At 64.9% G+C, this 22,354-nt stretch carries 15 protein-coding genes; 7 read left to right on the top strand and 8 right to left on the bottom strand.

What is annotated here, in order from left to right; genetic code table 11:
- Positions 1–106: 106 nt before the first annotated feature.
- A complete protein-coding gene (locus JOD78_RS04020) occupies positions 107–3,910 on the top strand; it encodes a PAS domain S-box protein (RefSeq protein WP_209569686.1) in 3,804 nt (1,267 codons plus the stop codon).
- Positions 3,911–4,010: 100 nt separating this feature from the next.
- Here the strand turns inward: JOD78_RS04020 and JOD78_RS04015 are convergent, their stop codons facing one another.
- Entirely contained in the window at positions 4,011–4,292 is a 282-nt protein-coding gene (locus tag JOD78_RS04015) for a PAAR domain-containing protein (protein WP_134136447.1), read from the bottom strand.
- A 282-nt stretch (positions 4,293–4,574) separates the two neighbouring features.
- On the opposite strand from JOD78_RS04015, the gene JOD78_RS04010 reads away from it, so the two are divergent.
- Complete coding sequence (locus tag JOD78_RS04010) at positions 4,575–6,707, top strand: TonB-dependent receptor (protein WP_245201975.1); 2,133 nt, start codon at positions 4,575–4,577, stop codon at positions 6,705–6,707.
- 66 nt (positions 6,708–6,773) lie between these two features.
- On the top strand, positions 6,774–8,024 hold the full coding sequence (locus JOD78_RS04005) for a PepSY-associated TM helix domain-containing protein (protein ID WP_209569688.1): 1,251 nt from the start codon (positions 6,774–6,776) through the stop codon (positions 8,022–8,024).
- A 25-nt stretch (positions 8,025–8,049) separates the two neighbouring features.
- Here the strand turns inward: JOD78_RS04005 and JOD78_RS04000 are convergent, their stop codons facing one another.
- Positions 8,050–8,874, bottom strand: coding sequence for a universal stress protein (locus JOD78_RS04000; RefSeq protein ID WP_121045592.1), 825 nt, complete (start codon positions 8,872–8,874; stop codon positions 8,050–8,052).
- Positions 8,875–9,103: 229 nt separating this feature from the next.
- Here JOD78_RS04000 and JOD78_RS03995 point away from each other — a divergent pair, with 229 nt between their 5' ends.
- Together JOD78_RS03995 and JOD78_RS03990 are read left to right on the top strand one after the other, a co-directional pair.
- Positions 9,104–9,520 carry a VOC family protein gene (locus JOD78_RS03995; RefSeq protein WP_034341547.1) on the top strand — a complete coding sequence of 139 codons (417 nt, stop codon included), beginning with the start codon at positions 9,104–9,106 and terminating at the stop codon, positions 9,518–9,520.
- The gene (locus tag JOD78_RS03990) at positions 9,517–10,467 is read left to right on the top strand and encodes a glyoxylate/hydroxypyruvate reductase A (protein WP_209569690.1); all 951 of its coding nucleotides are present in this window, start codon (positions 9,517–9,519) and stop codon (positions 10,465–10,467) included. Before JOD78_RS03995 ends, JOD78_RS03990 begins: the two co-directional genes overlap by 4 nt.
- 39 nt (positions 10,468–10,506) lie before the next feature.
- On the opposite strand, the gene JOD78_RS03985 is transcribed toward JOD78_RS03990, so the two are convergent.
- From JOD78_RS03985 to JOD78_RS03960, 6 genes are all read right to left on the bottom strand, one after another.
- Complete coding sequence (locus tag JOD78_RS03985) at positions 10,507–11,934, bottom strand: heavy metal sensor histidine kinase (protein ID WP_134136440.1); 1,428 nt, start codon at positions 11,932–11,934, stop codon at positions 10,507–10,509.
- Entirely contained in the window at positions 11,927–12,619 is a 693-nt protein-coding gene (locus JOD78_RS03980) for a heavy metal response regulator transcription factor (RefSeq protein WP_034341551.1), read from the bottom strand. The genes JOD78_RS03985 and JOD78_RS03980 overlap by 8 nt, the downstream gene beginning before the upstream one ends.
- A gap of 95 nt (positions 12,620–12,714) precedes the next feature.
- Positions 12,715–15,867 (bottom strand): efflux RND transporter permease subunit, encoded by a 3,153-nt coding sequence (locus tag JOD78_RS03975; protein ID WP_209569692.1) that lies wholly within the window; start codon positions 15,865–15,867, stop codon positions 12,715–12,717.
- The gene (locus tag JOD78_RS03970; protein WP_209569694.1) at positions 15,864–17,108 is read right to left on the bottom strand and encodes an efflux RND transporter periplasmic adaptor subunit; all 1,245 of its coding nucleotides are present in this window, start codon (positions 17,106–17,108) and stop codon (positions 15,864–15,866) included. The genes JOD78_RS03975 and JOD78_RS03970 overlap by 4 nt, the downstream gene beginning before the upstream one ends.
- 55 nt (positions 17,109–17,163) lie before the next feature.
- Complete coding sequence (locus tag JOD78_RS03965) at positions 17,164–18,624, bottom strand: efflux transporter outer membrane subunit (protein WP_227022715.1); 1,461 nt, start codon at positions 18,622–18,624, stop codon at positions 17,164–17,166.
- Between the two features lie 232 nt (positions 18,625–18,856).
- Positions 18,857–20,041 (bottom strand): citrate synthase family protein, encoded by a 1,185-nt coding sequence (locus JOD78_RS03960; RefSeq protein WP_204726453.1) that lies wholly within the window; start codon positions 20,039–20,041, stop codon positions 18,857–18,859.
- A gap of 102 nt (positions 20,042–20,143) precedes the next feature.
- Here JOD78_RS03960 and JOD78_RS03955 point away from each other — a divergent pair, with 102 nt between their 5' ends.
- Both JOD78_RS03955 and lepB read left to right on the top strand, forming a co-directional pair.
- Complete coding sequence (locus JOD78_RS03955) at positions 20,144–21,529, top strand: CoA transferase (RefSeq protein WP_209569698.1); 1,386 nt, start codon at positions 20,144–20,146, stop codon at positions 21,527–21,529.
- 49 nt (positions 21,530–21,578) lie between these two features.
- The gene (gene lepB / locus JOD78_RS03950; RefSeq protein ID WP_209569699.1) at positions 21,579–22,271 is read left to right on the top strand and encodes a signal peptidase I; all 693 of its coding nucleotides are present in this window, start codon (positions 21,579–21,581) and stop codon (positions 22,269–22,271) included.
- Positions 22,272–22,354 lie beyond the last annotated feature (83 nt).

Raw genomic sequence — 22,354 nt, 5'->3', positions numbered from 1 at the left:
TGCGAACAACAATGAAGGGACCCGCGGGAGCATGACGGCGCAAGCCTCGTCTCTCGCGAGACCGACCTCGGTGCTCAAAGCTAGGCTTAAAGGTAAGTTTCACGACATGGCAGACATTTCTTGGTTGCGCGGCACAGGCCTGGCCGCGCAGATCGTCACGGCAACCGACTGGACCACAAGTCCCCTGGGTGCGCCGGCGCAATGGTCGCCGACCCTGCGCACCTCTCTCAACATCGCACTGCATTCACCCCTGCCGAGTCTGCTGGTCTGGGGCACAGCACGCCAGATGCTTTACAACGATGCCTTCGCGGCCTGTATCGGTACGGCCCATCCGGCGGCCTTCGGTGCGCGCCTGAGCGAGTCCGCGCTGTGGCGGGGTGCCGCGCGCCTCTGCGAAGCGGCGATCGGTGCGGCCTTCAAGGGCCAGCAACAGCAACTGGGCCGGGTATCGCTGTTTGCCGATACCGCGGCAGCAGCGGGCACACCCGATCAATGGGACCTGACTTGCGTGCCGGTGTGGGAAGACGCGGCCGATGATCAGCCCGCGCAAGTGGCCGGCGTGCTCTGCACGCTGGTGCGCGCTACCGGTCTGGATGCCGCGCTGGCGCACACCGACATGCTGCGCGACCTGATGGAGCAGTCGCCCAGTTTCAAGGCCGTGGTGCGCGGTCCGCAGCACGTATTCGAACGCGTCAATGGGGCCTACTTCAAGCTCTTCGGTGACCGGCCGGTGTTGGGCCTGCCGGCGCGGGAGGCGCTGCCCGAGCTGCTGGACGAAAACCTCTACGAATTGCTGGACCGCGTCTACCAGACCGGGCAGACCTATACCGAACGCGGTGCGCGCCTGTTCCTGCGGCGCGCGCATGAGACCGGTTTCGAGGGGGCCGTGCTGGATTTCGTGTTCCAGCCCATCAAGGGCGCCGATGGCCAGGTGGCCGGGATCTTCATCGAGGGCAATGACGTCACCGAACGCTTCGTGGCCGAAGAGCGCCTGCGCATCGTCGACCGCGCGGGCGGGATCGGCATCTTTGAATGGTTCCCGGTCTCCGGCAAGCTGGCGGTCTCGGATCGATTCCGCCGCTTGTGGGGTCTGCCAGCCGAAGGCGAGGTCACCTCGCAGCAACTGGTGGACATGATCGATGAAGAATTCCACCCGAACCTGGGCACCTCGCGCATCAAGGAAGGCGGTCCGCGCAATCCGCTGGAATATACCGAATACCACATCACCCGCCCCGACGGCGAACAGCGCTGGCTGGCGCGCAAAGGCGAGGTGGTGCAAGACGATCCGCGTGCCGGTTCGCGTTATGTAGGGGTGGTGTTCGACGTCACCTCGCGCAAGCTGATGGAGCAGGCACTGGCCGCTTCCGAAGCCAGCGTGCGGGCCAACAATGCCTTCGTGCGCCAACTGCTGGATTCCACCGACCAGGGCTTCTTCTCGATCGACCGCGAGGGCATCGTCACGCTGTGCAATGCGGCCTTCCTGAAATTGCTCGGCTATGCCGGCGAGAAGGATGTGCTGGGCCGCTCGATCCACGAGGTGATCCTGACCTCAGCCGACGATGGCAGCGGCGCGCGCGGCGAATGTGCCGTGCTCAAGGCCGCCCGTGACGGCGTGACCACGCACGTGGAGAGCGAAGATTTCCTGCGCGTTGATGGCAGCAGTTTCCCGGTGCAATACCAGGCCCATCCGGTCTGGCAGGATGGTGAGCTGCAAGGTGCGTTGTGCACCTTCATCGATCTGACCGAACGGCGGCGCGGCATGCAGGCGCTGTCGTGGAGCGAGAATCGCCTGACCGCCATCTTCAACCAGGCCTCGGTGTGCTTCTCCGAGCTGGACCTGGAGGGCCGCTATCTGCGCGTGAACCAGGCGCTGTGCCGCATGCTGGGCCGCACCGAGGCCGAGATGCTGCAGATGACCCTGGCCGACGTCACCCATCCTGATGACGTGCCGATGAACATGACGCTGTTCAAGCGTTGCATTGCCGACGGCAGTTCCTTCACGCTGGAAAAGCGCTACCTGCGTCCTGATGGCAGCGCGTTCTGGGTCTCCAGCGACATCAGCCGCATCGTCGACGGCGAGGGCAGGCCACAGGCCATGATCGCGGTCTCTACCGACATCACCGAACGGCGTCGCGCCGAAGACGCCCTGCGCGAACTCAATGACACGCTGGAGCAGCGCGTGGTCGAGGAGATCCTTGAACGCAGCCGCGCCGAGGCGGCGCTGCGCCAGATGCAGAAGATGGAAGCCGTGGGGCAGCTGACCGGCGGCGTGGCGCACGACTTCAACAACGTGCTGCAGATCATCGGCGGCAACCTGCAGTTGCTGCAGACCGATCCGCGCCTGGATGACCGCAGCCGCCAGCGCGTGCGCATCGCCATTGGCGCGGTCGATCGCGGTGCCAAGCTGTCCTCGCAGTTGCTGGCCTTTGCCCGCCGCCAGCCGCTGCAGCCGCGCAGCATCAATCTGGAACGCGTGGTGCTGAACATGGATGACCTGCTGCGCCGGGCCGTGGGCGAGAACATCGAAATCTCCACCGTCATCACGCATGATCTCTGGAATACCATGCTCGACCCCAATCAGGTCGAGAACCTCATCATCAACACCGCCATCAATTCGCGCGATGCGATGCCCAATGGCGGACGGCTCACGCTGCAGATCGACAATGTGCAACTGAGCGATCCCGCCTTCCTCTCGCAGGCCGACCTGCTGCCGGGCGATTACGTGGAATTGCAGATCTCCGACAACGGGGCCGGCATGTCGCCCGAGGTGCGCGAACGTGCCTTCGAGCCCTTCTTCACGACCAAGCGCGAAGGTGAGGGCACGGGTCTGGGTCTGTCCATGGCCTACGGTTTCGTCAAGCAGAGCAAGGGCCACATCAGCCTGCACAGCGAAGCGGGCAAGGGCACCACGATCCGCATCTACTTCCCGCGGTGCATCGATCAGGAAGTGGTGATCGACGACAACCGCGACATGGAAGTGCGCGGCGGTGACGAAACCATCTTGGTGGTGGAAGACGATCCCAACCTGCAACTGACGGTGATCGATACCCTGTCCTCGCTGGGCTACCGTGTGCTCAAGGCGGACAATGGCGAACGCGCGCTGGCCATCCTGCAGAGCGGCATTCCGGTCGACCTGATGTTCACCGATGTGGTCATGCCCGGCAGCGTGCCGGTGACTGAACTGGCGCGCCAGGCACGGCAGTTGTTGCCGGAGATCGAGATCCTGTTCACCTCCGGCTATCCGCGCGACGCCATCGTCCATGAAGGGCGGCTGGATGCGGGCGTGGAGCTGCTGTCCAAACCGTATCGCATCAACCAACTGGCGCAGCGCATCCGGCAGATGCTGTCGGGCCGGGCGCATCGCATCGAACTGGCACAGATGACGCGCGAGCGCGACCAGGCCAATGCCAGTGCAGGCGCCAATGCCATGCTCCATGTCCTTCCGGTGGGAGGCAGCCATCGCCAGGCTGACGGTCAGGATGCGCATTTCGACCAAGCAGGCAGCGGGGCCAGCGTAGTGACGGTGCCGGAGGCAGAATCCGTCTCCGCGTCAGCAAGCGGCCTGCGCCTGCTGGTGGTGGAAGACAACATCGACTCCCAGCAACTGGTGTGCGAATTGCTGGAAACGCTGGGCCACCAGGCACGCGGCGTGGTCAGCGCGGAGGATGCGCAGCAGGCGCTGGGCGAGCAGAGTTTCGATGTGCTCTTCACCGACGTCAATCTGCCCGGCATGTCCGGCGTGGACCTGGCCAGGAGCGCGCTGGAGCGCTTCCCGGAAATGGCGGTGATCTTCGCCTCCGGTTATGGCGCGATGGTGGCGCGCAATGTCGGCTTCGCCTCGCATGCGCTGCCCAAGCCCTACGATATCGACCAGCTGCAGGAGATACTCAAGAAGATCGCGACCGCGTGATGCCCGGCGAGAGCGCGTGGGGCAGGGCGGGTTCCTTCCTGCTGCCGCGCGCAGAACATGGCCTGCTCATCCCGGTGAGCGGGCCATTTTTTCGTGGCGATCATTCGTCGTCTTTGGTTGGCGCGATCCTGGCCAACTGCTGGGTCGCGATGAGCAGGGCACCACATGAAGTTTTCATCCCTTCCACGGCCACCCGTCGGCCCAGGTATTCGTAGTTTTCTTCACCTGGCAGGATGATGAATTCACATCGACATTTCGGACAGTAGCCGCGATGGCCCACCCCGGCCATGGGCTTGCCGTACAGCTTCACATTGTCAAATCCTTGCTGGACAACGCCGCCATGCGAGGTCGGATCGTCGAGGCGGATGATGGCCCTGGTCATATGCACTCTCTTTCACAGGAGGAAAAGCAGGGAAGATAAAGCCATCGCTCAGCCTGTGGCGCATAGGCGGCAAGAGATCAATCACAATCAGTAATTTTTGCAGCACTGCGTCGAATCATTTCGAGAAGTCAGGGCAGGGACTTCAGAAACTTTGTAAGGAAGGTTTCCTTTTTCTGTCATATTCCATAAAATAAATAAGAACTATTATCGTTCGTATTAAATAAAATGAATATGAAGAGGAATCCCTTGCTCCAGTCGTCCCTGCGCGCCCGCCCCAGCGCCATGTCCCGCGCTCTCCGTCCGGTGTTCATCAGCATGGCGTTGGCCGGCGCTCCTGCGCTGGTGCTGGCGCAGTCCGCCACCGACAGCGCGGCCGCTGCCGCCAATGACAGTAGCGCCGGCCAATTGCCGACCGTGACCGTCTCGGCCCCTGCTGCAGGCGAGGGAACGCAGCACCTGCAAAGCCAGTCCAGCGCCGGTGCGCTCGGATCGCGTTCGCTGCTGGATACACCCTTTTCCGTTACCAGCATCACGGCTGCGGATCTGGCCGACAAGCAGGTCAACAAGCTCGGCGATCTGTTCTACAACGAGGCCTCGGTCAGCGACAACAGCGGTGGCTACAGCGCCTGGGCTTCGTACATCACCATTCGCGGCTTGCCGGCGGACTGGCAGAATTCCTTCCGCATCGATGGCAAGCCCTTCCTCGGCTATGGCATCACGCTGCCCTACGATCACTTCGAGCGCGTCGACCTGCTCAAGGGCTCGGCCGGTTTCATGTATGGCTTCGGCTCGCCGGGCGGGGTGCTCAACTACGTCACCAAGAAGCCGACCGACACCCCGGTGCGCAGCGTCTCGGTGGGCTATACCAGCAACAGCATCTGGAGCGAGCACGTCGATCTCGGCGGGCGCTTCGGCAACGACAACATGTTCGGCTATCGCCTCAACGTCACGCATGACCAGGGCGAGACCTTCAATGAAGGCCACATCCGCCGCAACTCGGCTTCGCTGGCGCTGGATGGTCGTCTCACGCGCGACCTGACCTGGGATTTCCAGGCCATCTGGCAGAACAGCAATTCCACCGACCAGACGCCGTCGGTCGTCACCAGCAGCCTGACCGGCAGCCGCCTGCCGTCGGTGGTCAGCGGGGCCGACAAGACTCTGGTCGGTCCGGGCCAGCATCTCGATACCAACTTCCAGCTCTACCAGACCGGGCTGACCTATCGCATCAACCCGGACTGGAAGGCCAACCTCAGCTACAGCCACAGCACCTCCAAGCGCTTCCGCAACGAGGACATCGCGATGCTCTCGGATGCCGCCGGCAACTACACCGACTGGCGCTCGGACAGCCGCGAAGGCCATACCTTCGACCAGTGGCAGGCCATGCTGGAAGGCAATGCCCGCACCGGCAGCATCGATCATCAGCTGGTGTTGGGGGCCTCGTGGCAGAAGCAGGTCAATGATTACTCGATCAGCTCGGTGTACAAGCAGATCGGTACCGGCAATCTCTATACGCAGAACACCAATGCGTATTACAGCAGCACCGAGCTGCAGACCTATCACAACGCCATCATCACCCAGCAGGCGGTCTTCGCCAGCGATACGCTGAATTTCTCGGAGCGCTGGTCGCTGCTGGCCGGTGGCCGCTACAACCAGTTCCGCCAGGATAATTTCAGCACCAGCGGCACCCTCAGTTCGCGCTACGACAAGTCGGCCTTGACGCCTACGGTAGCCTTGATGTTCAAGCCTGAGCGCAACACCACCGTCTACACCAGCTATGTGGAATCGCTGGAGCAGGGCGGCGTACCGGGCGTGACCAACACCAACTACGGCAGCCAGCTGAAGCCGCTCAAGAGCAAGCAGTACGAGGTCGGGGCCAAGACCGATCAGCAGAACTGGAGTGCCACCGCTGCGCTGTTCCGTATCGAACGCGCCTCGGAATACACGCTCAACGGGGCGCTGGTGCAGGATGGCCAGTCCAACTACCAGGGGCTGGAACTGGGCGCAGCCTATCGGCCGACGGCGCAGTGGCAAGTGGCCGGCAGCCTCATGCTGCTGGATGCCAAGTACGACAAGGGCAATACCTACAATGGCAATCGCGTGGCCGGTGCGCCGCGCAACATGGCGACCGCATCGGTCGCCTATCTGGTGCCGCAAGTCGCTGGCCTGAAGCTCTCGGCCGATGCCAAGTTCACCGGCAGCACCATGGCGCGCGCGGCCAACGACATCGAGCTGGCCAGCTATACGCTGTTCAACCTCGGTGCCAGCTACACCACGCGCATTGGCCAGCACGACACGACTTTCCGGGCCTCGGTGAACAACCTGCTGGACAAGCGTTACTGGCAATACCAGTACGAGAACTACATCAAGCCGGGTGACCCGCGTACCTTCAGCGTGTCGGCCAAGGTCGATTTCTGATGTGGTCATGGTCGCCCTCCCGGCAGTCCCTGAATCACTCCGCCAATTAGCCAGGTAATCCAGCCCATGCGCACACTTCTCGTCCTCCTCCATCGCTGGTTCGGCCTGGCCGTGGCCGTGTTCCTGTTCATCGCCGGCGTGACCGGTGCGCTGATCTCCTGGGATCACGAACTGGATGCCTGGCTCAATCCGCAACTGTTCCATGCCCGCAGCGCCGACCGTCCGGATGCCGGGCAGCCCATGCCCGGGCTGGCACTGGCGCAGCGCGTGGAAGCGGCCGAGCCCAAGCTGCGCGTGACCTATGTGCTCACCGAAGCCGAGCCCGGCCATACCATCAGCATGATGGTCGAACCGCGCCTGGATCCGGCTACCGGCAAGCTGCCGGTCCTGGATTACAACCAGATCGCGGTCGATCCGGTGACCGGTGAAATACAGGGCCGCCGCATGTGGGGCGCGATTTCGCTGGCGCGTGAAAACCTGCTGCCTTTCCTCTACAAACTGCATTACACGATGCACCTGCCGGACATGGGCGGGATCGAGACCGGCATCTGGCTGATGGGCATCATCGGGATCGTGTGGGCGCTGGATTGCTTCATTGCGCTCTATCTGTCCTTCCCCAACTGGCGCAGCTGGCGCAAGTCGCTGGCCTTCCGCTGGCGCGAGGGCGGCCACAAGCTCAACTTCGACCTGCATCGCTCGGGCGGGGTCTGGATCTGGGGCTTGCTGCTGGTGTTGGCGGTGACGTCGGTGTCGATGAATCTGGAGCGGCAGGTCATGCGTCCGATTCTGCAAAGCGTTTCCACCCTGACTGCGGGCCCCTTCGACACGCGTACGCCGATTGCGCCCGAGAAGGTGCCGGAACCGCGTATTTCACGCGAGGAAGCGGTGGCGCTGGGACGCGCGCAAGGCGAGAAGCTGGGCCTGACGGAGCCGGTCGGCGGGGTCTTCTACTCGGGAATGTTCGGGGTCTATGGCGTGGGCTTCTTCCAGCCTGGCAATGACCATGGCGATGTGGGCCTCGGCAATGCCTGGCTGTATTTCGATGCCATGAGCGGCGCCTATGAAGGCGGCAAGATTCCGGGACGCGGCAGTGCAGGCGATATCTTCCTGCAGGCGCAATTCCCGCTGCATTCCGGCCGCATCCTCGGGCTGACGGGACGCGTGCTGATTTCCTTGATGGGCGTGCTGGTGGCGATGCTGTCGGTCACCGGGGTGATCATCTGGGTGCGCAAGCGCCGTGCCCGCCTGCAGCAGCGCGAGCGCCTGGCCGCCCAAAAGACACCGGCCCGCGAGGGGCCGGTGGTGGAGGCGCGCTGAATCCGCGCAAGTGTTGCTGACGGTGTCAGTGCGCCATCAGCACCGGCAGCGTCATGGTCTTGAGGATGGTCAGCGTCACGCCGCCCAGCAGCACTTCGCGGAAGCGGGTGTGTCCGTAGCCGCCCATGACCAGCAGGTCGGAGCCCTTGTCGGCAGCCAGCGAGAGCAGGGCATTGCCGATATCGAGCGTGGTCTGTTCCTGTGCCACTTCCACCTTCACGCCATGGCGCGCCAGATAGAGCGCGATGTCGGCACCGGGCTGTTCACCGTGGGTACCCAGGCGCTTGTCGGAGTTGAACAGCACCACCGTCACGTTGTCGGCCTGGCGCAGCAGGGGCAGGGCGGCCGTGATGGCGCGGGTCGATTCCATGCTGCCATCCCAGGCGATCAGGGCATTCTTGCCTACCTGCTTGAATTCACCGGCGCTGGGGATGATGAGCACCGGGCGCGGTGAATTGAGCATGACGTACTCGGGCAGGTCGGTGAGGAAACTGTCATCGGCATCGTCCAGGTCGGCCTGGCTCACCACTACCAGGTCGGCATAGCGCGCCTGCAGGGCCAGTCCACCCTCGGCGTCGTCATCGACGAAACGCTTTTCGCAGGAGGGCACGCCGACGCTGTTGGCGATCTTGTCGAAATTTTCCAGCGCGGCCAGCGCGCGGTCGCGGAAACCATCCATCTGCGCCGCGATGTAGGCCGCGCCTTCCATGGTGATGAAGCTGGAGATGCCGCTGACGGCGCTGCCGATCAGGTGCGCCTGCTGTGCGCGGGCCAGCTCGGCGGCAATGCGGATGCGCTGGGCGGCGTGGCGCGACTGGTCGACGTGGACCAGGATGGACTTGTAGCTCATGGTGGCTCCTCGGAAATTCGTGGGGGAAGACATCCGGGGCGGGATGCCATGCAGGCAGATTAGGCCGGGCACCTCCATGCGTCCAGCGCAAATCCCGAACTGCTTGACGCATGTCAATCCTGCCCCGTGGCTCTTGTAGGGAGGCATTATTGGCTTGTTTCCATACAAGCATGACGGTTGCGGTATGCTTGTCGGCTTTCGCAACCTGCCTGCCGATCCGGGACTGTCCATGCCATCCATCTTCCACCTGGCCTACCACGTGCGCGACCTCGACCAGTCGCGCCACTTCTATTGCGACCTGCTGGGTTGCGCCGAAGGGCGCAGCACCGAAACCTGGGTCGACATCGATTTCTTCGGCCATCAACTTTCGCTGCACCTGGGTGAACCGTTTGCCGTGAGCAATACCGGCCATGTCGGCCATCATCTGGTGCCGATGCCGCACCTGGGGGTGATCCTGCAACTGGATGAATGGCAGCAACTGGCGGATCGCCTCAGCGCCAGCGGGGAGGTGCAATTCGTGCTGGCCCCGCAGATCCGCTTTGCGGGCGAACCGGGCGAGCAGGCCACGATGTTCTTCCTCGATCCCTCGGGCAACCCCATTGAAGTCAAGGGCTTCCGCGATCTGGCGACGGTGTACGCCAAATGAGCGCGCCCATGCCGATCCCCTTCGTCAGCCAGAGTGATCCCGCTGCGGTAGCGTCGTGGTTGCAAGCTTTGCGCGCGGCCATGCCGGAGGAAGAGATCATCGCCTTCAGCGAGTTGGACGAAGACCAACGCGCGCAATGCCGCGTGGCCATCGTCGCCAATCCTGATCCGGCGCAGCTGAAATTGCTGCCGCAACTGCAGTGGGTGCATAGCGTCTGGGCCGGAGTCGAGCGGCTGGTGGCCGATCTCGGACAGAGCGACTTGCAGATCACGCGCCTGGTCGATCCGCGCCTGGCCGCCACCATGGCCGAAGCCGTGCTGGCCTGGACGCTCTACCTGCATCGCGACATGCCGCATTACGCGCGCCAGCAACAGGCGCGGCAATGGCAGCCGCTGGACTACGTGCTGCCGGAGCAGCGCCGCGTAGCCATCCTCGGCCTGGGCGCGCTGGGTGAAGCGGCAGCCATGGCATTGCGCCAGGCGCGTTTCCCGGTGCTGGGCTGGAGCCGCAGTGCGCGCAACGTGCCGGACGTGCGGACCTGCAGCGGCATGGACGGACTGGCGGAGATGCTGGCACAGACCGACATTCTGGTCTGCCTGCTACCGCTGACGGCCGAAACGCGCGGACTGCTGGATGCAGTGCGGCTGGCACTGCTACCTCCTCAGGCACAGCTTATCAATTTCGCACGCGGGCCGATCATCAATGATGAGGCGCTGCGCGAGGCGCTGGATGCGGGCAGGTTGCGCCATGCGGTGCTGGACGTGTTCGCCACCGAGCCCTTGCCGCCAGAGGCGTGGCCCTGGTCGCATCCTGCGGTGACGGTACTGCCGCATTGTTCGGCACCGACCGATTCGGGCACCGCTTCAGCCATCGTGGCCGCCAATATCCGCCGCTATCGCAACACCGGAGAGATCGCTGCCAATGTCGATCTCAAGCGCGGTTATTGAGCCATTGAGCCATCGCGCCATTGAGTACAACCGGCGCGTTCACTGGCGCGCGATGGTAAAGCCGATGGTATTGTGCCCGCCACTGCTGCTGGCAAAAGCGCGCCCGCCGTGCATGCGGGCCACTGCCTTGACGATGGCCAGCCCCAGGCCGTGGCCGTGGCTGCCGTTGATGTCCTGGCGCGCGCTGTCGACTCGGTAGAAGCGGTCGAACAGGCGTGGCAGGTGTTGCTCGTCGATGGCCGGGCCGGGATTGGTCACGGCCACGCGCACCATCTCTTCGCCACCGGAAATGTCGATGCGCAATTGCGCGCCCTGCGGCGAATGCTGGATGGCGTTCTGGATCAGGTTGGTGAGGGCGCGTTTGAAGAGCGCCGTTTCCATGGTGGCCGTGGCCTCCAGATCGCCCGCCACGGTGATGGACATGCCGGTGTCGTCCAGCACGAACTCGAAGAAATCCACGGTCTTCTGCACCGCTTCGGCGACCCGCACCGGTACCCGGGCAGTGGCCGCTTCGCCCTGGTCGGAGCGCGCCAGGAACAGCATGTCGTTGACGATGGAACGGATGCGGTCCAGCTCTTCCAGGTTCGATTGCAGCACGTCCTTGAATTCCCCCGCACTGCGTTCGCGCGCCAGCGCCACCTGGGTCTCGCCGATCAGGTTGGCCAGCGGCGTGCGCAACTCATGGGCCACGTCCGCATTGAAGGCTTCCAGTTGCGTATAGGCCTGCTCGATGCGTTCGAGCGCGCCGTTGAAGGCATCGGCCAATACCGACAATTCTTCCGGCAAGGCTTCCACCGGCATGCGAGCTGACAGTTTGCGTGGCGAAAAGCTTTGCGCGCGCGCTGACATGCGCCGCAGCGGGGCCAGCCCCGCTCGAGCGATCCAGTAGCTGGAGATGACCGCCAGCACGATGCCCAGCAGCGAAGAAATGCTGGTGGCCAGCAGGAAGGTGCGGCGCATCTCGAAGTAGGGAGCGCCATCGACACCGACCGTCACGCGCACTTCAGGACGATCCTCGAAGGCCGGCAGGGTGCGCGTCATGATGTGCAGTGGATAGGCGCGTCCCGGCAGGTGCAGGCGGCCGACCTGTTTGCCGTCGGCATGATTGATGGCCGAGGGCGCGAGCCGCGTCAGGTCGCCATAGGTGTAGCGGGGATCATCGCTGGCGATCCAGAAGAACACGTGCTGGTCGGCCTGCGAGAGCGTCGACAGTTTCAACTGTACGCGGGCCCAGCGCTCGGTATTGCCGGCGCGCTCGATCTGGTAGCTGATGTCGTTGAGGGTGGTGAAGAGGGCATCGCGTTCGTGGCGCAGCAGTTCCCCCTTCAGGACGGTGTAGAGCGCCACGCCGGCCACTGCGAAGATCAACAGGGCCGACGCCGCCGACATCAGCACCAGCCGCGCGGTGATGGATTGGCGCAGCGGCAGGCGGCGCTTCTTTGCCGGCGCGGCAGCGGTCTCACTCATCGCCGGCATCGGAGGTGGCGCGCGGCTCCAGCACGTAGCCCATGCCGCGCACGGTATGCAGCAGCTTCTGCTCGAAGGGCGCGTCGATCTTGGCGCGCAGGCGCTTGATGGCGACTTCCACCACGTTGGTATTGCTGTCGAAATTCATGTCCCAGACCAGTTCGGCGATGGCGGTCTTGGAGAGGATCTCGCCCTGTCTGCGTGCCATCACGGCCAGCAGGGCGAACTCCTTGGCGGTGAGGTCGATGCGCAGCCCGCCCCGGAAGGCCTTGCGCGAGATCAGGTCGATCTGCAGGTCGCCGATGCGCAGCTGCGGCGCTTCCTGCACGCGGCCACGGCGGGTCAGGGCCTGCAGGCGGGCCAGCAGTTCCAGGAAGGAGAACGGCTTGATGAGGTAATCATCGGCGCCGTCATGCAAGCCCTTGATGCGGTCTTCCACGCTGTCGCGCGCGGTCAGCATGATGACCGGCGTCTGCTTGACGGTACGCAGCGAACGCAGCACGGCAAAGCCATCCAGGCCCGGCAGCATCACGTCCAGCACGATGACGTCGTAGTCATGCTGGATCGCCAGGTGCTGCCCGTCGATGCCGTTGCTGGCCACATCCACCGCGCATCCCTGCTCGGTGAGGCCCTTGCAGAGGTATTCGGACATCTTTTGCTCGTCTTCGACTATCAGGATCTTCATTCGGTCTCCACTGGCCGCGCCGGGAACATTCCCCGGCGCCGGCCCATGCCGGATTCTACCTTCCCGGCTCCCCTTGTTGATGAACAGCTACGGAGTCAATGTTCCTGCGCCAGGCGCGCGGCCTTGCGTTCCTGCCTTGCCTTCTTCTTGCGTTCGTACCAGTAGTGCGCACGGTCCAGGTAAAGGTAGACCACCGGCGTGGTGAAGAGCGTGAGCGCCTGCGACAGCACCAGGCCGCCGACCATGGCATAACCCAGCGGACGGCGCAGCTCGGAGCCGGCACCATGGCCGAGCATGAGCGGCAGGCCCGAGAGCAGGGCGCACATGGTGGTCATCATGATGGGACGGAAGCGCAGCAGGCAGGCCTGGTAGATCGCTTCTTCCGGCTTCATCCCCTGGGTGCGCTCGGCGGTGAGGGCGAAGTCGATCATCATGATGCCGTTCTTCTTGACGATGCCGATCAGCAGGATGATGCCGATCAGGGCGATCACCGACAGGTCGTAACCGCCGATCATCAGAATCAGCAGTGCCCCCACGCCGGCCGAGGGAAGCGTGGAGAGAATGGTCAGCGGATGGATGTAGCTCTCGTAGAGCAGGCCCAGCACGATGTAGACCGCGATCAGGGCGGCCGCGATGAGATAAGGCTGCGAGGCCAGCGAATCACCGAAGGCCTTGGCCGTTCCCTGGAAGTTGCCCACCAGGGTCTGCGGCACGCCCATCTCGTCCTTGGTCTTCTGGATGATGTCTACCGCCTCGCCCAGCGAGACGCCCTTGGCCAGGTTGAAGGAAATCGTCACCGCCGGGAACTGGCTCTGGTGGCTGATCGACAGGTAAGAGGTCTTGGTGGTATCGACCTTCACGAAGGTCGACAGCGGCACCTGCTGGCCGGTCAGGGGCGAGGTCAGGTAGAGTTTGTCGAAGAGTGCAGGATCCTTCTGCAACTGTGGCGTCACCTCCAGAATCACGCGGTAGCTGTTGATCTGCGTGAAGTATTGCGCCACTTGGCGCTGGCCGATGGCGTCATAGATGGTGGCATCGATGAGCGAAGGCGAAATGCCGAAGCTGGAGGCGCGTGCCCGGTCGATGGTGATGACCGCTGCTGCTGCCTGGTTCTGCTGGTCGGAGGCCACGTCGGTCAGCTGCGGCAGCTGCCGGAAACGCTCCAGCATGCGCGGTGCCCAGACGTTCAGTTCATCGAGGTCGGTGTCGGTGATGGTGTACTGGTACTGGGTGCGCGAGAGGCGGCCACCAACGTTGATGTCCTGGCTGGCCTGCATGAACAGGTTCACGCCTTGCACCTTGGCCACCTGCGGACGCAGGCGCGCGATGACTTCGTCGGCATTGGTGGTGCGGCCTTCATCCTTGGGTTTCAGTGCGATGAAGAATTGTCCGGTATTGAAGGTGGTGGAACCGGCGCTCATGGCAAAGCCGATCACGTCCGGATCCTTGCGCACCACATCGGCCACCTTCAGCAGCCGTTCCTGCATGGCCGCCGAAGACGTATCCTGGGCCGACTCGGCAAAGCCGACGATGACGCCATTGTCCTGCTGCGGGAAGAAACCCTTGGGGATGAAGATGAACAGCACCACCGTCAGGGCCACCGTGGCGATGAAGCTCATCAGCGTGATGAACTGGTGCTTCATCACCACGTCGAGCCCGCGCTTGTAGCCGTTGAGCATGGCATCGAAGCAGCGTTCGAACCATTGATACAGCTTGCCGTGCTGACGGCCATGCTCGTTCTTGAGGAAGCGCGAGCACAGCATGGGTGTGAGCGTGAGCGAGATGATGACCGAGACCGCAATGGTCAGCGTGACCGTCACCGCAAATTCGCGGAACAGCCGCCCGACGATGCCACCCATCAGCAGCAGCGGAATGAACACCGCCACCAGCGACACCGAGATCGAGATGATGGTGAAGCCGATTTCGCCCGCGCCCTTGAGGGCCGCTTCCAGCGGCGACATGCCTTCCTCGACGTAGCGGTAGATGTTTTCCAGCATGACGATGGCGTCATCCACCACGAAACCGACCGCAATGGTCAGCGCCATCAGTGAGAGGTTGTCGAGGCTGTAGCCGACCACGTACATGACCCCGGCCGTGCCCATGATGGCCAGCGGCACCGTGACCGACGGGATCAGCGTGGCCGCCACATTGCGCAGGAACACGAAGATCACCATCACCACCAGCGCGATGGTGAGCACCAGGGTGAATTCCACATCCTCCACGGAGGCGCGGATGGTCTGCGTACGGTCGATCAGGGTGTTGACGTTGATCGCCGCCGGGATGGCCGCGCGCAGGCGTGGCATGGCGGCCTTGATGCGCCCCACGGTCTCGATCACGTTGGCACCGGGCTGTTTGGTGATGGCCAGCACGATGGAGCGGCCATTGCTGATGGTGTGATCGGCCGTATTGGCCGCACCGGCGAAGGCCCAGGCGGCGATCTTGTTGTTCTCCGGGCCGTCGATGGCGATGCCGATGTCCTTGACGCGGATCGGCGCGCCATTGCGCCAGGCCAGGACCATGTCGTTCCACTGCTCGGCCTTGAGCAGCTGGTCGTTGGTATAGACGGTGAAGGCCTGGCGCGCGCCATCGACCGTGCCCTTCGGCTGGTTCACCGTGGTGGTGGCGATGACGCCGCGAATGTCTTCCAGGCTGATGCCCAGCGTAGCGATCTTGGCCGGATCGACCTGGATGCGCACGGCCGGTTTCTGCTGGCCGTTCACGCTCACCAGGCCCACGCCCGAGATCTGCGAGATCTGCTGGGCCAGGATGTTGTCGGCATAGTCGTTGACCACCGTCAGCGGCAGCGCATCGGACTGCACCGACATGATCATGATGGGCGAATCGGCCGGATTGATCTTGCGGAAGGTCGGCGGATTGGGCAGGTTGGCCGGCAACTGGCCGGTGGAGGCGTTGATGGCGGCCTGCACGTCCAGCGCGGCGGCATCGATGTTGCGGTTGAGGTCGAACTGCAGGGTGATCTGGGTGCTGCCCAGGGTGCTCTGCGAGGTCATCTGCGAGAGACCCGCGATCAGCGAAAACTGGCGTTCCAGCGGCTGTGCCACGTTGGAGGCCATGGTCTCGGGACTGCCCCCCGGCAATTGCGCGGTCACCTGGATGGTCGGGAAATCGACCTGCGGCAAGGGCGCGACCGGCAACAGCGGCCACACCGCGATGCCCACCAGCAGGATGGCGATGGCCAGCAGCGTGGTGCCGATGGGGCGCTTGATGAAGGCGGCGGAGACGCTCACTTGGTGCTTCCTTTCGCGTCAGCGTTGGCGGCAGGCACAGCAGCAACAGCGCCCTTGGCCGGCTGCGGCTTGCTTTCCACGATGCGGCTGCCCGGCTTGAGCTTGTACTGGCCGTCGATGACCACGCGCTGGTCCGCCGTCACGCCGCTGTCGGCGGCCAGCACGGCGACGCCGTCCTGGATGCGGTCGACCTTGACCGGTTGCATGTTGGCCTTGTCGTCCTGGTCGATGGCATAGACATAAGTGCCTTGCTGGTTGCGCTGGATGGCGGCAGCGGGCACGGTCAGGGCGTTGCCGTGGCTGTTCATCTGCAGGCGGGCATTGACGTACTGGCCCGGCCACAGCTTGTGTTCGGCATTGTCGAAGCGTGCCTTCAACTGCACAGTGCCGTTGGTGGTGTTGATCTGGTTGTCCAGCAGGATCAGCTTGCCGGTGGCCAGTACTTCCTGAGAGTCGCGCGCATAGGCGACCACCTTCAGCGGCTGCTGGCTGTTGCGCTGGGCCCGGTTGATGCCGACCACGGCTTCTTCCGGCAGGGTGAAGACCAGCGTGATCGGATCGATCTGGTTGATGACCACCAGGCCATTGGCATCGGCCGCATGCACGATATTGCCCGGATCGACCAGGCGCGCACCGACACGACCCGAGAGTGGCGCATTGATGGTGGTGTAGCTCAGTTGCACCTTGGCATAGGCCACCTGCGCCTCATCGGTCTTGACCGCTGCCTCCAGCTGCGCCACCAGCGCCTTCTGCGTATCCAGCTGCTGCTGGGTGGCCGCATCCTGGCTGCGCAGGGTGGTGTAGCGCTGCAGGTCCAGGCGCGCATTCATGAGGGTGGCCGCATCCTTGGCCCGTTGCGCCTCGGCCTGCGCCAGTTGCGCCTGCAGCGCACGCGGGTCGATCTGCGCCAGCAGTTGTCCCTTCTTGACCTCCTGGCCTTCCTCGAAGCCGACCTTGTCCAGCTGGCCGTCGATGCGGGTCTTGACGACCACGCTGGCATTGGCGGTGACCGTGCCGACGCCGGCCAGATACAGCGGCAGATCGCGCTCCTGCACGCGGGCCACCGAGACCGATACCGGGGGTAGTGCCTTGGTGGCAGGCTGATCGGCCGCGGTGGCGCGTTGCATGGCGCTCCAGCCGCCGACGCCGGCGGCCAGGATCAGGGCCGTCGCCACGACGATGGCCAGCGGGGAGCGTTGCGGAGTCGGGGAAGTCTTGGGGGAGTTGGGTGAAGTGGTCATGCCTGAAACTCGTCCTGGAAAATGCACATGGGATTCGGAAGATGGGCCGCGCACATCAGCGCGCAGCCATCGGTGCCTGCACGCTGGCCGGATCGGTCTGTCCGACCTGCCAGCCGCCGCCGGTGGCCTTGATCAGCGCCACGCTGGCGACCAACTGGCGGCCCAGCAGGGTGACTGCGCTGCGCTGGTTGGTCAGGGAGGTGGCCTGGGTGGTGACAACCGACAGATACGTCACGGTGCCGGCCTGGTACTGGCTCATGGCCAGCCGTTCGGCCAGCTGCGCCGATCTGACGGCCTGGGCCTGGGCCGCGCTTTCCTGATCCAGCACGCGCAGGGTGGAGAGGTTGTCTTCCACGTCCTGCAGGCCGGCCAGGACGGTCTGCTTGTATTGCGCAGCGGCAGCGTCATAGGCGGCCATCGCTGCGTCGTTGCGGGCAGTGCGCGCGCCGCCATCGAAGAGCGTCTCGGCCAGCGCTGCACCCAGCGACCAGACGCGGCTGGGCGTGTTGAACAGGTCGGCGAACGAGGCGCTGTTGTAGCCGCCGGTGGTCGACAGGGTCAGGGTCGGGAAGTAAGCCGCACGGGCCACGCCGATATTGGCGTTGGCGGCAGCGGCCAGGCGTTCGGCATTGGCAATGTCGGGGCGGCGCTCCAGCAGGTCGGAGGGCAAACCTGCCGGGATCTGCGGCAGGCTGGCCTGCAGGCGCAGGGCATTGGCATCCATGCCGCTGTCGGTGGCCGCCGCCGCTGGCAGGGGAGCCAGGCTGAAGGCCGCCGGTGCCTTGCCGATCAGCATGGCGATGGCGTGTTCCAGCTGGTTGCGGGTGGCGTCCAGGTCGATCAGTTGGGCCTGGGCCGAGCGCAGCTGCGTCTCCGCCTGGGCGACGTCGGAACGCAGGGCGGTACCGGCTTCGTATTGATGGGTGGTCAGTTGCAGCGAGCGGGTATAGGCCTCGACCGTGCGGCGGTACAAATCCTTTTGCAGGTCCGTCACGCGCAGTTGCAGGTAGTTCTGCGCCAGCGTGGCCTGGATCGCCAGGCGCGCCGCGGCCAGGCTGGCGGCGCTGGCCTGGGCGCTGGCATCGCCGGCCTCGGCACCGCGCCGGATGCGGCCCCAGACGTCCGCTTCCCACGAGGCATTCAGGCCCACGGTGTAGCTGTCGCCCAGGCGTTGCACGCCGTTGGTATTGGTCTGCGCCCGGGCCGCACCGGCCTGCGCGCCGACGGTCGGCCACAGGCTGGCGCGCGCCACGGCGGCTGTGGCCTGGGCCTGGCGATACTGGGCAGCGGCTTGCTGGATGGTTTGGTTGGCGGCGTTGGCCTGATTGACCAGGTCGTTGAGGATGGGATCGCCATAGGCTTCCCACCAGCGTTGATGGTCATCGGCCTGGCGCGGCGCGGCCACTTTCCAGGGGCCTTGTTCCTTGTAGGCCTGGGGCAGATCCATGGCCGGGCGCACGTAATCGGGCCCGACCGCGCAGCCGCCCAGCAGCGCGGCCAGCACCAGTACCGTCATTCCCTTCTTGGCGCGGAAGGGGGAGTGTTGTGGGGGATGAGTGAAATGACGAAGACGGGCGCTGGCTGCGACGCGGCGAAACGGGACGACCATAGGGCTCACGATGATGGCTTGCGGATGAAGGACTGGCCGGCAACGCGGCACCCCTCAGCACCCGAGGCCGACCCCTGCTTACGACGCTAATGTAAGCTCGGCCGCTCAACGCGAGGCTGACATCAACATGACAATTTTGTCAGCCAGGACGTACACCGACATAGGCAGCCCGCGGCCGGATCAGGCTGCCGCTGCGGCCCTGTTCCAGCGCATGGGCGATCCAGCCCAGCGAACGCCCCAGCGCAAACAGGCCGAAGGCACTGCCGGGCGGCAGGTGCAGATGGCGCCGCACGGCGGCCAGGGCAAAGTCCACCGAGGGGGGATGGCCGGTCAGTTCGCGGACCACCTCGATGGTTTGCTGCCAGCGCGGATGGACCGGCAGCAGCGGCGCCAGCAGGGCGGAAGCGCGCACGTCACCCTGCGGATAGAGATGGTGGCCAAAGCCGGGCAGCTCTTCGCCGCGCGCCAGCCGTTGACGCAGGCTGGCGGCGGGATCGTCCTGTTCATCCAGCGTCTCGAGCAGGGCTTCGACACGCGCCGTGGTGCCGCCATGCAGCGGCCCGGACAGCGCGGCCAGCCCGCCGATGACGGCCGCCTGCAGGTTGGCGCCGGTCGAGGCAATGCATCGGGCAGTAAAACCCGAGGCATTGAGTTCGTGGTCGGCGCACAGCACCAGGGCACGGCGTACCAGCTGCGCACCGGCCGCATCCAGTCCCCAGGCGCTGGCACATTGCTGGTGCAGGGGCGCGGTGGAAGGCGCCGTTCCGAGGAGGCAGGCCGCCAGGCGGCGTACCAGCAAGCCGCAGCTGGCCAGCTGGCGCGGCAGCGGCAGGTGCCATTGGGCGCCGATGTCTTCGGCGCAGGCCAGGGCAAACAGCGGCAGCAAGGTTTGCTCGGCGCGGCCTGCGCTCCATTCGGACTGGACGCTCTCCAGCCGCGGCGGCCGGGCCGGCGGCACCGGGCCGAAGGCATCCTCCACCGCGCAATCCCAGAGCAGGGCGGCGACCTCTTCGACGCTGGCCTCGGCGCTCAGGGTCACGGCATCATGGCCCCGGTAATGGAGCCGGCCGTCTTCGATCAGCGTGAGCGCCGATTCCAGCACCGGCAAGCCCCAGTCCAGTGCTGCCCGTGCCACCTCGCGCGGCTTGCGTCCACGGGAGCGGCTGGCGGCCAGCCGCTCGACCTCGGCGGCCAGGTAGCGGCGGTCGCGGGCCTGCCCGCCGGGATGGGCGTGCAGCAGGCCGCGGCTGACGTAGGCGTAGAGCGTCTGGCGGGATACGCCGAGCAAGGTGGCGGCCTCGGAAGAGGAAAGATAGCGGCTCATGGGGGCCCTGAAAGACAGACAAGTTGATTAAATTAATCAATATTGACGATTAATTCAAGGCTAGTATCCTGCAGTCATCGCCCTTTCATTCCGAGGATTGCCATGACATCCCTTTCCCCCTCGCAAGCCATGCTTGCCATGATGTGGAGCGCCCTCGACGGCGATCCTGACGCTCTTGCCGCCGTGCGCCTGACGGGTGAGGGCGATTTGCCGTCGGTGTTTGCCACCACCGACCTGGCCCAGGCATCGGTAGCGGCAGCCGGACTCGCGCTGGCCGGGCTGGTCAGCGGTGCCGGCGGGGCTTACCTCGAGGTGAGCTGCGATCGCCGCCTTGCAGCGATGTGGTTCAGCAGCAGCCTGCGGCCCGAGGGCTGGGCGCCGCCGCCTTTGTGGGATGCGGTAGCGGGCGATTACCGCGCCGCCGATGGCTGGATCCGCCTGCACACCAACGCCAGCCATCACCGTGCTGCAGCCCTGGCAGCGCTGGGGCTGGAAGCAGGGCAGGCCACGCGCGAGGACGTGGGTCGTGCCGTCTCGGGCTGGCGCGCCAGCGAACTGGAAAGCGCCGTGGTAGCCCACGGTGGCTGCGCCGCCGAAATGCGCAGCCAGGTGCAATGGGCAAGCCATCCGCAAGGCGCGGCCGTGGCGGCCGAGCCGCTGGTGGCCTGCCGTTACTTCGATGCGGCTGCGGCCGCGCCGTGCCCGGTGGACCCGGTGCGGCCACTGGCCGGGGTGCGGGTACTGGATCTGACGCGGGTGCTGGCCGGCCCGACTGCCACGCGTTTGCTCGCCGCTTTCGGGGCCGATGTGCTGCGCATCGACCCGGCCTCGTGGGAGGAGCCCGGCGTGGTTCCCGACATGACGCTCGGCAAGCGTTGCGCCGGACTGGACCTGCGCCAGCCAGCCGGACGCGCCGTGCTGGAAGCGCTGGTGCGGCAGGCCGACGTGATGGTGCACGGGTATCGTGCCGATGCCCTGGAGCGCCTGGGGCTGGGTGTGCAGCGGCGGCGCGAACTGAACCCCGGGCTGGTCGATGTGGCCCTCAATGCCTACGGCTGGAGCGGTCCGTGGTCGTCGCGGCGCGGCTTCGACAGCCTGGTGCAGATGAGCAGCGGCATTGCCGAGGCCGGCATGCGCGCCGCCGGCAGCGACAAGCCGGTACCGCTGCCGGTGCAGGCGCTGGACCATGCGACCGGTTATCTGATGGCGGCGGCCGCCGTGCGCGGGCTCACCCGGCGCCAGACCGGTGGCGGCAGCCAATACCGCTTGTCGCTGGCCCGTACTGCCCGCCTGCTGGCCGATTATCCGGCCGCCTCAGGCCAATCGCCGCTGGCCCCCGAAACGATGGCCGACGTGCATCCGCATCTGGAAATGACCGTCTGGGGCCCGGCCCGGCGCCTGCGAGGCGCGCTCAGCGTGGGGGCGGCCGAGATGGCGTGGGACCGGTCGGCCTCGCCCTTGCGCAGCGTCCAGCCCGCATGGAGCTGATTTCATTTAGCATGGTGGTCTTCGTGAAAACAAACAACGAGACGGCAACATGAGCTTCCCCCTCAAGCAACTGGCAGCAGCCAACAAGGGCCTGCTGGCCTTCATCGCGCTGATGGTGGTGTTTCGCAGCGCCATCGCCGACTACAACGTGGTGCCCAGCGGCTCCATGCTGCCGACCGTGATGGTGGGCGACCGCGTCCTGGTCGACAAGCTGGCCTACGACCTGCGCCTGCCGCTCACCCACATCAGCCTGCTGCGCCTGGGTGAACCGCAGCGTGGCGATATCGTCACCATCGATTCGCGGCAGGCCGGCGAACTGCTGCTCAAGCGCATCATCGGGCTGCCGGGCGATGTGGTGGAGCTGCGTGACAACGTGCTTTTCATCAATGGCCAGCCCGCCAGCTACGGCCCGGCGCACGCGCGTCCCGAAAGCGGAGATGGCGTCGACCAGGCGCGCTACCGCGATGAAAGGCTGGACGGGATGAATCACCTGGTGCGCCTGTCCGAGGCCCATCCCAGCCTGCACAGCAGCTTCGGCCCGGTGGTGGTGCCGGCCGATCATTACATGATGCTGGGCGACAATCGGGACAACAGCATGGATTCGCGCTACTTCGGCTTCTTCGCCCGCAGCGAGCTGATGGGGCGCACCCGCCGCATCGCCTTCTCCCTGGATGCCGACCAGTTCTACAAGCCGCGCCTGGAGCGTTTCGGCCGTCCCTTGGACGCGGTGACGATGCAGTAATGAGATTTCCGGGATTTTTGTCACAAAAATCTTCGTTTTTTTGCTGTCAATCGCTCAAGTTGTCCAAAAGCATGCCGTTATCA

This window comes from Herbaspirillum sp. 1130 (genome assembly GCF_017833835.1).
Lineage (GTDB): Bacteria > Pseudomonadota > Gammaproteobacteria > Burkholderiales > Burkholderiaceae_D > Herbaspirillum > Herbaspirillum huttiense.
Note: the sequence above shows the minus strand (reverse complement) of the source record. Positions and strands in the feature narration are given on the sequence as shown.

Excerpts from the sequence above, each read along its gene's own strand:
- JOD78_RS03985 (WP_134136440.1), bottom strand. The coding sequence starts at position 11,934 with ATGAGTGAGACCGCTGCCGCGCCGGCAAAGAAGCGCCGCCTGCCGCTG.
- JOD78_RS04000 (WP_121045592.1), bottom strand. The coding sequence starts at position 8,874 with ATGAGCTACAAGTCCATCCTGGTCCACGTCGACCAGTCGCGCCACGCC.
- JOD78_RS03980 (WP_034341551.1), bottom strand. The coding sequence starts at position 12,619 with ATGAAGATCCTGATAGTCGAAGACGAGCAAAAGATGTCCGAATACCTC.
- JOD78_RS03955 (WP_209569698.1), top strand. The coding sequence starts at position 20,144 with ATGACATCCCTTTCCCCCTCGCAAGCCATGCTTGCCATGATGTGGAGC.
- lepB (WP_209569699.1), top strand. The coding sequence starts at position 21,579 with ATGAGCTTCCCCCTCAAGCAACTGGCAGCAGCCAACAAGGGCCTGCTG.
- JOD78_RS03970 (WP_209569694.1), bottom strand. The coding sequence starts at position 17,108 with ATGACCACTTCACCCAACTCCCCCAAGACTTCCCCGACTCCGCAACGC.
- JOD78_RS03995 (WP_034341547.1), top strand. The coding sequence starts at position 9,104 with ATGCCATCCATCTTCCACCTGGCCTACCACGTGCGCGACCTCGACCAG.
- JOD78_RS03990 (WP_209569690.1), top strand. The coding sequence starts at position 9,517 with ATGAGCGCGCCCATGCCGATCCCCTTCGTCAGCCAGAGTGATCCCGCT.
- JOD78_RS03965 (WP_227022715.1), bottom strand. The coding sequence starts at position 18,624 with ATGACGGTACTGGTGCTGGCCGCGCTGCTGGGCGGCTGCGCGGTCGGG.
- JOD78_RS04005 (WP_209569688.1), top strand. The coding sequence starts at position 6,774 with ATGCGCACACTTCTCGTCCTCCTCCATCGCTGGTTCGGCCTGGCCGTG.
- JOD78_RS03960 (WP_204726453.1), bottom strand. The coding sequence starts at position 20,041 with ATGAGCCGCTATCTTTCCTCTTCCGAGGCCGCCACCTTGCTCGGCGTA.
- JOD78_RS04015 (WP_134136447.1), bottom strand. The coding sequence starts at position 4,292 with ATGACCAGGGCCATCATCCGCCTCGACGATCCGACCTCGCATGGCGGC.
- JOD78_RS04020 (WP_209569686.1), top strand. The coding sequence starts at position 107 with ATGGCAGACATTTCTTGGTTGCGCGGCACAGGCCTGGCCGCGCAGATC.
- JOD78_RS04010 (WP_245201975.1), top strand. The coding sequence starts at position 4,575 with ATGTCCCGCGCTCTCCGTCCGGTGTTCATCAGCATGGCGTTGGCCGGC.